At 62.3% G+C, this 12,820-nt stretch carries 12 protein-coding genes; 7 read left to right on the top strand and 5 right to left on the bottom strand.

Annotated features, from left to right (window positions below; translation table 11 throughout):
- Window positions 1–237 precede the first annotated feature (237 nt).
- Window positions 238–1,107 carry a formyltetrahydrofolate deformylase gene (gene purU / locus HWE01_RS22420; RefSeq protein WP_008327359.1) on the bottom strand — a complete coding sequence of 290 codons (870 nt, stop codon included), beginning with the start codon at window positions 1,105–1,107 and terminating at the stop codon, window positions 238–240.
- Here purU and HWE01_RS22415 point away from each other — a divergent pair.
- Window positions 1,106–1,327, top strand: coding sequence for a hypothetical protein (locus HWE01_RS22415; protein ID WP_157174197.1), 222 nt, complete (start codon window positions 1,106–1,108; stop codon window positions 1,325–1,327). The genes purU and HWE01_RS22415 overlap by 2 nt on opposite strands.
- A 138-nt stretch (window positions 1,328–1,465) precedes the next feature.
- Here HWE01_RS22415 and HWE01_RS22410 read toward each other — a convergent pair whose 3' ends face one another.
- A complete protein-coding gene (locus HWE01_RS22410) occupies window positions 1,466–1,987 on the bottom strand; it encodes a bactofilin family protein (protein ID WP_008327358.1) in 522 nt (173 codons plus the stop codon).
- Window positions 1,988–2,201: 214 nt separating this feature from the next.
- Between HWE01_RS22410 and HWE01_RS22405 the strand changes: the two genes are divergently transcribed.
- The 3 genes from HWE01_RS22405 (at window position 2,202) to HWE01_RS22395 (ending at window position 5,712) form a co-directional block, all read left to right on the top strand.
- A complete protein-coding gene (locus HWE01_RS22405) occupies window positions 2,202–2,366 on the top strand; it encodes a hypothetical protein (RefSeq protein ID WP_008327357.1) in 165 nt (54 codons plus the stop codon).
- Window positions 2,367–2,816: 450 nt separating this feature from the next.
- Window positions 2,817–3,533: a Pr6Pr family membrane protein gene (locus tag HWE01_RS22400; RefSeq protein ID WP_241822929.1), complete on the top strand. Its 717-nt coding sequence runs from the start codon at window positions 2,817–2,819 to the stop codon at window positions 3,531–3,533.
- A 466-nt stretch (window positions 3,534–3,999) separates the two neighbouring features.
- Complete coding sequence (locus HWE01_RS22395) at window positions 4,000–5,712, top strand: acid phosphatase (protein WP_241822928.1); 1,713 nt, start codon at window positions 4,000–4,002, stop codon at window positions 5,710–5,712.
- Window positions 5,713–5,802: 90 nt separating this feature from the next.
- Here the strand turns inward: HWE01_RS22395 and HWE01_RS22390 are convergent, their stop codons facing one another.
- Entirely contained in the window at window positions 5,803–6,807 is a 1,005-nt protein-coding gene (locus tag HWE01_RS22390) for a sulfonate ABC transporter substrate-binding protein (protein WP_241822927.1), read from the bottom strand.
- Window positions 6,808–7,058: 251 nt separating this feature from the next.
- On the opposite strand from HWE01_RS22390, the gene HWE01_RS22385 reads away from it, so the two are divergent.
- Window positions 7,059–8,774 (top strand): chloride channel protein, encoded by a 1,716-nt coding sequence (locus HWE01_RS22385; protein WP_241822926.1) that lies wholly within the window; start codon window positions 7,059–7,061, stop codon window positions 8,772–8,774.
- 24 nt (window positions 8,775–8,798) lie between these two features.
- Here HWE01_RS22385 and HWE01_RS22380 read toward each other — a convergent pair whose 3' ends face one another.
- Window positions 8,799–9,176: a hypothetical protein gene (locus tag HWE01_RS22380; RefSeq protein WP_241822925.1), complete on the bottom strand. Its 378-nt coding sequence runs from the start codon at window positions 9,174–9,176 to the stop codon at window positions 8,799–8,801.
- A 405-nt stretch (window positions 9,177–9,581) separates the two neighbouring features.
- On the opposite strand from HWE01_RS22380, the gene epsC reads away from it, so the two are divergent.
- Complete coding sequence (gene epsC / locus HWE01_RS22375; RefSeq protein WP_241822924.1) at window positions 9,582–10,526, top strand: serine O-acetyltransferase EpsC; 945 nt, start codon at window positions 9,582–9,584, stop codon at window positions 10,524–10,526.
- A 19-nt stretch (window positions 10,527–10,545) separates the two neighbouring features.
- Here the strand turns inward: epsC and HWE01_RS22370 are convergent, their stop codons facing one another.
- Window positions 10,546–11,670, bottom strand: coding sequence for an MFS transporter (locus HWE01_RS22370; RefSeq protein ID WP_008327349.1), 1,125 nt, complete (start codon window positions 11,668–11,670; stop codon window positions 10,546–10,548).
- 77 nt (window positions 11,671–11,747) lie between these two features.
- On the opposite strand from HWE01_RS22370, the gene gcvA reads away from it, so the two are divergent.
- Window positions 11,748–12,644 (top strand): transcriptional regulator GcvA, encoded by an 897-nt coding sequence (gene gcvA / locus HWE01_RS22365; RefSeq protein WP_241822930.1) that lies wholly within the window; start codon window positions 11,748–11,750, stop codon window positions 12,642–12,644.
- Window positions 12,645–12,820 lie beyond the last annotated feature (176 nt).

Below are 12,820 nucleotides of genomic sequence, written 5' to 3'. Positions count from 1 at the left end.
TTGCTTACTTTTCTTGGCGAGACAAGAAAAGTGAGCGGCTGCCGGGCCGCCCCCGGCGCGTCCTCCCGACCGGAGAATGATAAGTATTAAGCTAGAGCGCAGAACAGCAATCCGTGCAGACTACCCAAAACAGCAAAAACAAAAACACACCCAGCCAACACAACATCAACAAAAACCACAAAAACAAAAACGCCGCCCAGGCAGCCCCCGAACGGCGTCTAAATCAGAACCAGCGGATCAGTTGAAGATGACGGTCTTATGCCCATTGAGCAAGATACGATGCTCGGTGAACCATTTGACAGCCCGCGCCAAGACCACGCATTCGATATCGCGCCCGATTGCGGTGAGGGTATCTGGCCCCATGGAGTGATCCACGCGCTCCACGCCTTGTTCGATGATTGGACCTTCGTCGAGGTCACCGGTCACGAAGTGCGCGGTTGCGCCGATGAGCTTGACCCCGCGATCATGCGCCTGATAGTAGGGCTTGGCTCCTTTGAAGCTGGGCAGGAAGGAGTGATGGATATTGATGGCTCGTCCGCGCAGGGCCTCGCACATTTCGGGAGAGAGGATCTGCATGTAGCGTGCCAGCACCACCAGATCGATCTGGTTGGCCTCCACGATCTCCATGATGCGTTGTTCCTGCGCGCGCTTGACTTCCATGGACGACCCGGTCGCCAGCGGCAGATGATGGAAAGGAATGTTGTAGCTCGCGGCCAGCTGATAGAAATCCGTATGGTTGGACACGATCGCCGGAATCTCCACCGGCAGCAATCCGCTCTTGTAGCGGAACAGCAGATCGTTCAGACAATGCCCGATCTTCGACACCATCAGCATCACGCGCGGCTTCTTGCCCGCGTCATGCAGCTGCCAGTTCATCTGCAGCGAATCGCCCAGCACCCCGAAATCTGCACGCAGCGCCGCGTCCGACACTGCCGCATCCTCGGAGGAGAAATGTACACGCATGAAGAAGAGCTTCGATTGCGCGTCACCGAACTGTGCCGAATCGATGATGTTGCAGCCGTGATCGGCCAGAAAGCCTGAGACGCGATGCACGATGCCGCGCTGGTCCAGGCAGGACAGGGTAAGAATGTATTCCGGGTGAGCCATGAGTGAACTGAGCAATGAAACCGAGAAGCGCCAGCGCCCTCCCGGCGCCGCCACGCAGGACGACACCGACCCGACTGAGCGGGAAAAAGGACGAAAAGACGAAAGGCGCTATTGTCGCACGACCGGGCCATGCGGACAAATCCGCCGCGCGCAAATACACGCCGAATACGTCAAAGCCAGGTCATTGCACCGGAAATCACCGCAGATCGGCACGACTTGACAACAAATCGCACCGACCAGACATCATGGTTTCCCACCGGAAATGCAGCCAGCACAGCAAGCTACTGGCCGGGCATCAAGCACTGCCCTCATCGGATGACGAACGGCGCTGCGCACCCGCCACCACCCGCAGGGGAGCTCATGCGGTCTTCTGCAACAGATCCTTCTGCTCGTGACCACCGCCGACCTGCAGATCGCCTGCCAGCTGGCCGCCTTCTTCAATGACCAGCTTGCCATACCGGATCTTCCCGGTCACCTTGCCGCTGGAGTAGATCACCAGCTTCTGGCGTACCGTCAGGTCACCATCGAACTCGCCGCGGATCTCGGCCAGGTCGATCTCGGCCGAGCCCTTGAAGGCGCCACGCTCGGCAATCTGCACCACGCGACAATTGATGGTCGCCTGGACCTTGCCTTCCACCACCAAGGTGTCGCAATCCTCGATCTCACCCTTGACCTTGATGTTGGGACCGACGGTGAGCTTGCTGCCGCTCTCTTCGGTGGCCGCAGGAGCGGTATTGGAAACGGAAGAAGGATATTGGCTAGGTTTGTTCACGCTGGTCACATTGCCGCCTGTCGTAGAAGAGACGTTGCCCGCACTGCTGAACGGGGAATTGGTCGAACTGGTTTCGCGTTTGCCGAAGAGGGATTCCGAGCGAAGCATGTGATCTCCTGAAATGGTAGTGCTGATGCGTAAAAATCTACGCGCGAAAATAAAACGTGCGGCAAGGTGCGCACGACAAGCTCATGACGCCCACCGCCAGTGCGGCAGCAAAACCGCCCTGCACGATCATCGAGAAAACCGGCAGCGTGGACGGCGCGTCGTAGCGTCGACAAGGTCAACGAAAGCGGCTCTTCCGAATGTCCACGCAGATCGCATGGATAGCCCGGACATCACGCATCCGGACATTGCCAAGGAAGAAACCTGTGCGATTCGGCAGGATGCCTTTTGCAAAGTTCACCGCAAATTTGTAACAGTGAGAACACCGTTTTTTGCGCCGTTTTTTGCACTCTCAAACCAGAGCAAATTATTTATATTTTGAGACCCCTTGTAACTAAAAAAAATGTAACAGTTGTTAGAAGCATGGCGTCGCCTGAAGGCGACACATCATCCCCTGAAGTCCGCTCCCGACATGGCTTCCAGAGAATCAATCCATTTTCATCAGGGCTCGACGTCATCCATGGAAATGAATCTAAAACTTAGAAATCAAGACCAAGCAATCTTCTCGAAAAACGGGGCAATATCGCTCGTTCCCGACGTCAATGGATGAGCATGAAAGAGCATGAATGAGCGCATGGATGCGCCGACTCGCGAACGGACAGGCGCAGCGACCGCCGCACCCCGGAGACCATGTGTCTTGATGTAAGCGTTGAAAATGAATGTCATCCGGCCAGCACAACCATGCCCGCCCGATTTATGATGGAGTCCATTGCCCGGCCGATGTCGCCCGCCCCGCTGCGACGCCGGCCCCTCCACCTCCCGTGACGACACCATGAGCAACGACAAGATTCCCTCGCCGGAATCGCTGGATTCCTTTGGCGCCCACCTCTTCCCGGCACGCCGCAACTCGGCTGCGGCACAAACGCTCGCCGGCCTGATCGCACTCATCAGCTGGTTCGCCTTCGCGGCGCAGACCGACATCACCATCAACCGCCTGCTGGCGCGCGGCGGCGGCATACTGGATGGCCTGGACCGGCTGACCATGTATCTGACCAACCTGACCATCCTCATGAGCGCACTCTGCTTTACCTCGCTGACGCTCTCGCTGAAGTCGCCCCTGAGCCGCTTCTTCCGGCAACCCTCGGTGATCTCGGCCGTGGTGACCTACCTGGCCTTCGTGGGCATCGCCTACAACCTGCTGCTGCGCCATCTGTGGACGCCCACCGGCTTTCGCGCACTGGTCAACGAGAGCCTCCATACGGTGGTGCCCCTGCTGGCAATCGTCTATTGGATTTTTTTCGTGCCGGTGTTCCAGGCGTCGCTGAAAAAGGCACTGCTGTGGCTGGTGTACCCGCTGGCCTATCTGATGATCACGCTATGGCGCGGAGCCCTGTCGGGCTTCTATCCCTACCCCTTCATCGACGTCAATGCACTTGGCTATGCGCGCGTGATCCTCAACGCCAGCCTGCTGCTGGCGGCCTTCCTGGGATTGATGGGGGTGTTCATCGCAGTCAACCGGTCCGGCAAACCAGTGCTGCAGAGAAAATGATCCGGAGCGCAGGCAGAGGCCGGTCCTTGCTCCCCGGCCCCCTGTCAGATCAGCGGGTCCGTCAGTGCCAGCGCCAGCATGAACAGCATCCAGACACTGAAGCCCGCACCGATGATCAGATATTGAAAAGTTTTGAGCAAGATGTTCCCCTCGTCAGACAAGACCGCATTGACATGAGAGCAGTCCCCGCCATCCCCTGGCCGGAACTGCCCACCTGACCCGGTCGCCGGGCCGCGCGATGCGCGGCTGCAACCGGTGCGGTCGAGGCATTCTAGGGCCTTGGCCACGCATGAGGCGCATCCTAGCGCGTCCTTTACCTAGTCTTTCATTGTCTCTTGGTGCATGTTTCGTCATTTTCTTGAGCAAAATCCTGACGAAAAAGACACATCCCTGTCATACGGTCGCGCTATCCTGATCGCCGCTACGCGCCACCCCCCCACAACAATATCCGACAGGAAACTCATCCATGAGCAAGCACGACGACGACATCGCCGGCAGCCAGCCGAGCGCCGACGACACCCTTCCGCCCCCGCAAAACAGCAGCCGCCGCCGCTTTCTGGGCGGCGTGGCGGCACTGGGGGCGGGCAGCGCCCTGGGCGCCTGCGCCACCGAAGGCCAGGGACCGGCCCTCTCCCCGAGCGGCAATCCGGCCGAGGCTGCTGCGCTGGATCGCGCCCTGCGCGAGAACATCAAGACCATCGTGGTGATCTACGCCGAGAACCGCAGCTTCAACAACCTCTTCGCCGATTTCCCCGGCCTGGAAAAGCCGCTGTCCTCGCTCAAGCCCTCGGACTACCAGCAGCGCGACCGCGACGGCACCCTGCTCAAGCAGTTGCCACCGGCATGGAGCGGCGTGGTGCGCCAGGAGCAGACCATCGAAGGCGTAACCTACCCGGCCGACAAGCAATACCAGAGCAACCTGCCCAATGCCCCTTATGCCTTGAAGGGTCCGCAGGGCGAGGCCCTGCCGCTGGGGCTGGTCACACGTGACCTGTGGCACGTGTTCTATCAGAACCAGATGCAGATCAACGGTGGCAAGAATGATGGCTTCGTGGCCTGGGCCGACTCCGGCGGCCTGACCATGGGCCACTACGCGGATACCCGCTACAACCTGCGCCTGTGGGATGTAGCGCGTGAGTTCGTGCTGTGCGACAACTTCTTCCAGGGGGCCTTCGGTGGTTCCTTCCTGAACCACCAGTATCTGATCTGCGCCACCGCCCCCTACTATCCGAACGTGATGAACTCGGTCTCGCGCACCCAGGTAGCCAGGACCAGGAACAATGATCCGCTCTCGCCGGAACTGGTCCCGGCCGAGAACAGCCCGGCCAGCGCCATGCAGGGACCGCCCAAGTTCGGCCCCAGTGCACTCACGCCGGACGGTTATGCGGTCAATACCATGGCCCCGCCCTACTGGCCGACCTGGAGCCGTGACCGCAACAACCCGGCCTATGCCGAGCCCAACCAGCCCAGCGTGCTGGTGCCGCAGACGCACGAGCACATCGGCGACAAGCTCAACAAGAAGGGAATCGACTGGGCCTGGTATGCGGGTGCCTGGCAGGCCACGCTGGACGAGTTCAAGGATTCCAAGGGCATCCCCAAGATCCCCAATTTCCAGTATCACCACCAGCCCTTCAACTACTTCAAGAACCTGGGTCCGGAAAATCCTGCCGAACGCAACAAGCGCCTGCGCGATGGCGGTCTGGGTGATGAAGCACGCACCAACCGTTTCCTGGCCGATGTCGAGGCCGGCCGCCTGCCGCCGGTGACCTTCTACAAACCGCAGGGCAACCTCAACCTGCATGCCGGCTATGCCGACGTGGCTTCGGGTGACCGCCACATCGCCCACATCGTCAAGAGCCTGCAGGCCAGCCCGCAGTGGAAGAACATGGTGGTGGTCATCACCTTCGACGAGAACGGCGGCTGGTGGGACCACGTCGCCCCGCCCAAGGGCGACCGCTGGGGTCCGGGGACGCGCGTGCCGGCGCTGGTAATCTCCCCCTTCGCCCGCAAGGCAACGGTGGACCATACCGTCTATGACACGGCCTCCATCCTGCGCCTGATCACCCGCACCTTTGCTCTGGAAAAGCTGGACGGCCTCAGGCAGCGTGATGAGGCCATGATCGCGCGCGGCCAGCAGCCCATGGGGGACCTGACCAACGCGCTGCAGTTCAAGGGCTGATCTCCCTTCTGCCAGTCACAAGCTCAAGGCCGCCGCAGGCTTCTCCTGCGGCGGCCTCGTTCATGGCGAGACCTGATGCGCGAGGACGTATTACGCCAGCCAGGGCGGTGCCGCCTCGCTCAGCTTGATCTTCCTGGGGATCAGCTTGAGATCAAGGAAGGTATCGGCAATCTGCTGTTGCTCGTCGAGAATGGCATGGGTGATGGGCAAGGTGCCGTAGTGATAGCGGCGTACCACCACGTCCAGGACGCTCTTGGGCAAGCCGAGGATGCCGGCCAGTTCGCTGGCGTACTCGTCCGGACGCGTCTGGGCAAAGGCGTCCACCTTGGCCAGCTCTTCCAGCGCGATGCGGATGAGGTCGGCATTGTCGCGCGCATACGTCCGGGTCGAAAAATAATAGGCGCGGTTCTTGACCACGCCATCGGCGTCGGCCAGGACGCGCGCCTTCAAGGTCTGCTGGGCCGCCGCCAGATAGGGATCCCAGATGGCCCAGGCATCCACCGCACCGCGCTCGAACGCGGCACGCGCATCGGCCGGGGCCAGCCATACCGGTGTCACGTCGCCATATTGCAGGCCATGCTTTTCCAGCAGCTTGACCAAGAAGTAATGCACGTTGGAACCCTTGTTCAAGGCGATGCGCTTGCCCTTCAACTGTACCGGTTTCTGCAGGCTGTCCTGCTTGACCAGCACCGCTTCCACATAAGGACGCGGCACGGTCGCCCCCACGTAGACCAGGGGCGTACCGGCGGCCTGAGAAAAGATCGGTGGCGCTTCGCCGACATCGCCGAAATCAATGGATCCCGCCCCCAGTGCTTCGAGCTGCACCGGGCCGGCGCTGAACTCCACCCATTTGACGCTCGCCCCCAGCGGGGCCAGGCGCTGCTCCAGCGAGCCATGGGCACGGATGATGCTCAAGGCCCCCTTCTGGTAACCCACCCGCAACTGGCGTGTGGCCGCCTGCGCCGGTCGCTCACCGAAAACGGTAGTCGCAGCGGCGGCGCCCAACGCCAGCCCGGCGCCGATCAGGCGGCGACGCTTGCGGCTCGGCTCAAAGGCGGTGAGGACGTGGCGGGGTGTGTCTTCGTGCTGTGGCATGGGGACTCCATCGGTCATGGTTGAGGTCGATACATCGAGGCTCACAGCGTAGCCAGACCCGCGCACGCTGCGAACGAATCATTCCTCCTGTGCATAGAAGAAAAGCAGATAAGTCGTGCCGCGCATACAAGCGCCAACCCGTCGTGCCTCACGTTTTTATATCATGTTGTGATATATTTGCCGCCTATCCCTTTATTCATGCGCCCTCTAAAAGATTGCGCTACCACTACCGTCCTTGAACACGGCAATCCATGAAACACAAACGCGACTACACCGCCGACCGACGGCTACCCCTGCTGTGCGCCATCGCGGTGCTCATCGGCATGTTCTCCACGGGTGCGGCGTGGCTACTGCTCAAGCTCATTGCGCTCTTTACCAACCTGTTCTATTTCCAGCGCCTGTCCTTTGCCGCCAGCTCACCGGCGGGCCATACGCTGGGCTGGATCGCCGTGCTGTTGCCGGTCATCGGCGGCCTGATCGTCGGTCTCATGGCGCGCTATGGCAGTGACAAGATCCGCGGTCATGGCATTCCTGAAGCAATCGAGGCCATCCTCTTCGGCAAGAGCCGCATGTCGCCCAAGGTCGCGTTGTTGAAGCCACTGTCCTCGGGCATCGTCATCGGCAGCGGCGGTCCGTTCGGTGCCGAGGGTCCCATCATCATGACCGGCGGCTCGCTCGGTTCGCTGCTGGCGCAGTGGCTGCACCTCACCGCTGCCGAGCGCAAGACCCTGTTGGTGGCCGGTGCCTGCGCCGGCATGACGGCCATCTTCGGTACGCCCCTGGCCGCCCTGCTGCTGGCAGTGGAACTGCTGCTGTTCGAACTGCGACCGCGCAGTCTGTTGCCGGTTGCGCTGGCCTGTGTCATCGCCGCTTTCCTGCGACCGTGGCTGATCGAGGCAGGTGTGCTGTTTCCATTGCAGGTGGCACCGGTCGCGCCGATGGCGCTGCTGTCCTGTCTGCTGGCCGGATTGGCCAGCGGGGTGCTGGCCGCCGTGCTGACGCTGGCCCTGTATCGTATCGAGGATGGCTTCCATCGCCTGCCGCTGCACTGGATGTGGTGGCCGGCACTGGGTGGCATGGCCGTGGGCCTGGGCGGACTGCTGCAGCCGCGCGCGCTGGGCGTGGGCTACGACGTCATCGCTGACCTGCTGAATCAGCACATGCTGGTCTCGGCGGCATTGGCGCTGCTGCTGGTGAAGGCGGTAATCTGGCTGCTGGCCTTGGGCTCGGGCACCTCGGGCGGGGTGCTGGCACCACTGCTGATGATGGGCGCCGGACTGGGCCTGGTGCTCTCGCCGTGGCTGCCGGGTGGTTCACCCGGCTTGTGGCCGCTGGTCTGCATGGCGGCAGTGCTGGGCAGTGTGCTGGGCGCACCGCTGACGGCAATCGTCTTCGCCTTCGGCCTGACCCATGCCGACCATGCACTCCTGCCGCTCATCGCCACCACGTCGGTGGCCTATGGCGTGAACGTGCTGTGGATGAAGCGCTCCATCATGACCGAGAAGATCGCGCGACGCGGCCTGCATGTGCACCGCGAATACGGTGTCGACCCGTTGGAGCGGGTGCATGTGGAAGACCTGATGTCCGCACCGCAGGCCCTGGAGGCGGCCCTGCCCGCCGCAGAGGCGCTGGCGCTATGCCGCGCAGCGGACCATGTCCATCGCCATTACCCGGTGACCGCAAATGGTCGCCTGCTCGGCATGGTCGCGCTGACGCGCTTGCAGGCGGCCGATCCGGCCCAGGCTTGCAGCGCCTTGCTGGCGCCCGATGCCGGCCATCTTTTGCCGCACCTCAGTGCTCGCACTGCCGCCGGCACCATGGCGCGCCTGGGCGTGGCGCGGCTGCCGGTAGTGAGCACGGCAGAACATCGGCAGCTGGTGGGCGTGCTGTCCCTGTCCGATCTGGCGCGGGCCAGCGCGAGCCATGCAGAAGAAGAATCCGTGCGGGAAAAACTGCTGGGCAACTGACGCCCGTTCCTCCCTGCGCAATCCTCAGACGCCGCCGCTGAGCTTGCACATCAGATTGTCGTGCGAGACCAGGATGACATTGATGCCGGCATTGCCGTTGTCCATGCGGAATTCGCTGTTGCCGTTGGAGAGGGAAATGATGCGCACGGCACGTGTGGCCGTCTCGGTCATGACGGTTTCGGCAGCCATGTTCAGGCAGGTCAGCACACAGCCGCTGCCGGCCGCGCAACTGCGGGTAATGTCGCTGGCCACCGGTGTGGGCGCGGCGGCAGCGGGCAGCGTCGGCACGCTCGCCGGGACCGGCACGGGAACCTGCGCGCGCGCCGCGACGGCAGGCAGCAGCACCATGGACAACAGCCACAGCAGCCCCAGCTGGGACAGGGAAAAACGCGGTTTTGACATGGAAACTCCTCCCGTACAAGGCACGCTGATCAAGCCCGTATTGCATCACAAACAAAAAAAGGGCGCACCCCCTTGCGGAAGTACGCCCAAAAGTAAGCCCCCCTCAGGGCTACCCGGTAATCGTGCAGAAGCGCTCCCCAGATCGGCTGTCTGATCTCCGACCTTCGTTCGGATTTCTTGCCGCAACTGGCATGACGAGACTTTAAGTTTTTGTGGTTCCGCCAAGTATCAGGAGCTTCCTGAGTCGCCCCGCATTGGTGTCAGGAATTTCCTGAATGACACAAATACATCATCTCGTGAGCCATTGAACAACCCTCACCAGGCAAGTCGCCGAAACGCTTGCGGTACTGACTGCCTGCTTTGCCCTGCCCGACGCCGCGCGCGCATTTTTGATAGCATGCGGGCATGGAACCTTCTCACACCCCCGAACTGAACGCGCTGACCGACTCGGTCGAGTCGGCGGGACTGGGCTTGTCAGCCGTTGTGGCCGGCCTGCGCACCTCGCGCGAGATTACCCACAAGATCCGCTATCGCGGCGAGATCCGCGAGCTCCCCTCGCGTGAAGCGATGCAAAAGCTGCTGCAACATCTGCAGGCGGCCTTGTTTCCCACGCATTATGGGCATACCGATTTATCCGATGAGACCATCGATTATTTCGTTGGCAGCCAGTTGAATGCTGCGCTGTCGATCCTGCGCGAGCAGGTACGTCGCAGCCTCTATTTCAGCAGTGATGTGGACGATGAGGCGCTGCTGCGCCAACGCGCCGCTGCCATCACGCGCGACTTCGCGCATCGGTTACCGGGTGTGCGTGACGTTCTGGTCAGCGACATCCAGGCTGCGTATCACGGCGATCCGGCCGCCTCCAGCATCTCGGAAATCCTGCTGTGCTATCCCGGCACCACCGCGATCATCTATCACCGTCTGGCGCATGCGCTGCATCAGCTGGGGGCCCCGCTGCTGGCACGTCTGATTGCCGACATTGCGCATTCGGCCACCGGCATCGACATCCACCCGGCAGCGCAGATCGGCCCCAGCTTCTTCATCGACCATGGCACCGGCGTGGTCATCGGCGAGACCACCATCATCGGCCGCAACGTGCGCCTGTACCAGGCCGTGACGCTGGGGGCCAAGCGTTTCCCGCAGGAGGCCGATGGTTCACTGGTCAAGGGCATTGCGCGCCATCCCATCGTCGAGGATGACGTAGTGGTCTATGCCGGCGCGACCCTGCTGGGGCGCATTACCATTGGCCAGGGATCGGTGATCGGCGGCAATGTCTGGCTCACGCACAGCGTGCCGCCGGGCAGCAACATCTCACAGGCGGAGATGCTCAGCGACTGTCGCCAGCCCTGATCCCCTTGGTGAACAGACCCTAACGTGGCACCGGTGCGCGTGCGCAGGCGATGGCCGCCAGCGCCAGTGCCGAGGCGGCCAGTCCGTAGAGCCACAGGGACGACATCACCGGCAGCAGCAAGCCTGCCAGCATCGGCCCCATACCGGCCCCGATATCGCGCCAGATGGCGCGTCCGGCCAGGGCATGCACGCGCTGCGCCGCAGGCGTGCGGGCGGCGACGATGGGGGCCAGGAGCGGCAACTGCAAGGCACGAAGGATCACGATCAGCCCCGCAAACAGCCACAGCAGCCCGCCTCCGAAACCGACCAGCGCCGCACAGGTAGCCAGTGACAGGATCACCAATACCTTGACCGCACCGAAGCGCTCGGCCAGCCAGCCGCCCAGCGGGCTCAAGACGATTTCGCCGGCATAGCGCAGGGCCATCAGCACCCCGGCCACCAGTTCGCCATCGGCCCCGAAGGACTGCTTGCTCATGTAGGCCAGGCCGACGATGAAGAGACCATCGAGCGTCAGTCCTTCGAGGAAGGACCACCAATCCAGTGCATTGGGCAATTTCCAGCGGCGCGGCTGCGGTGGCGCATAGGCGTGCTGCGGCAGGCGGCGGGCGGCCAGCAGACCCAGGATCGCCGTCGTGGCGACCAGGGCGAACACCATGCGTGGTCCGATGTGCGGCGCCAGCAGTGCGGCTGTGGGCAGCCACAGCATGGGGCCAATGGCGATCACCCCGCGCGAACGTCCGGAGCGGCGGGCGGCGCCGTGCGGGTTGGCGGTGGACATGGCCTGGGTAGAGAGGTTGAGTCCGGCGAAGGCCATGCCCCACAGCAGGCGCAGCGGCAGGAGGGCCCAGAAGCCGTTGGCCATCGTGTAGCCAAGTGCGCAGAGGATGGCCGCGCACACGGCCAGGGTGCAGGTGGGGCGGTCGCCGCGTCGGGCGTAAAAGCTGGCGACCCAGCGATAGCCGGCGATGCGCACCAGTCGGTTGGCCGCCAGCAGCACGCCGGCCTCGGCCAGGCTGACGTGGAACTGGGCGGCATACATGGGAAGCAGCAGGTAGAGGACGATATCGCAGGGCAAGGCGGCCGAGAGCGACATGGCGGCGTGGCGGGAATCGAGGTCGGCCTGGCGGAGGTCTGGCGTGGTCATGAAGACCGATGATGCGCCGCATGGGCAGGCGCTGACAAACGATATTAATTCCAGCCATGCGTGATAATATCTCACGCATGGCCGATCTCACACTTCCGCTCAACGCCATCCGCGCCTTTCTGGCGGCGGCCCGTCACCAGAGTTTCACGCTGGCGGCACAGGAGCTCAATGTCACGCATGGCGCGATCAGTCGCCAGATCAAGAATCTCGAAGGCTACCTTGGCATGCCCTTGTTCGAGCGGCGTACGCGGCAGGTACTGCTGACTGATCGTGGCCGGCAGTTCTTCGAGCAAGCCAGCCCGGCGCTGGAGATGTTGGCCAATGCGGCGCGGCGGGTGATGCGCGACGCCCCCACGCGCACGGTGGTGATCAATGTGCGGCCGTCATTTGCGGTGCGCTGGCTGATTCCGCATTTGTCCGGTTTCGTGGAGCATTATCCGGGGATTGCACCGCAGGTGGTGACCAGTACGGCGACGGTGGGCAAGGCAGGCTCTTCATTTGACATTGCGATCCGGCGAGGGGAGACGAACTGGCCTGAGACGCTGAAGGTGCAGCGCTTCATGGAGGATGAGCTGGTGCTGGTGGCTTCTCCTGCTCTGTTGCAGTCCATGCCGCTGGAGGATGTATCAGGGCTGGCGCAGCATACTGTGCTGGTGTCGCGCAGTCGGCGCAATGACTGGGAGGACTGGCGCAAGCTGGCAGGACTGAAGCGCTCTCGATCGCAGGCCATGCTGCATTTCGATCACGTACATTTCGTGTTGCAGGCAGCAGTGGATGGACTGGGTGTGGCCTTGTCTCCTTTGTCGCTGGCAGACAATGATCTGCGTTCCGGTCGCTTGGTCTGCCCCTTCCCCTCCTTGCGTCTGCCCCTCGCACCTTACTATCTCGGGATCAATCTTCAGGCGGGAGCTGAAGCACAGTTGTTTGCCAAATGGCTGGCGGAATATCGCGGATCGTTGGTTGTTGCTGGTTGATCTTGCTTGGTTTTTTGTCTTGGCGGGCTTGGTTTTTGGTTTTGGTTTTTGGGTAGTCTGCACGGATTGCTGTTCTGCGCTCTAGCTTAATACTTATCATTCTCCGGTCGGGAGAACGCGCCGGGGGCGGCCCGGCAGCCGCTCACTTTTCTTGTCTCGCCAAGAAAAGTAAGCAA

This window comes from Herbaspirillum sp. C7C8 (assembly GCF_022627875.1).
Taxonomy (GTDB): Bacteria; Pseudomonadota; Gammaproteobacteria; order Burkholderiales; family Burkholderiaceae_D; genus Herbaspirillum.
Note: the sequence above shows the minus strand (reverse complement) of the source record. Positions and strands in the feature narration are given on the sequence as shown.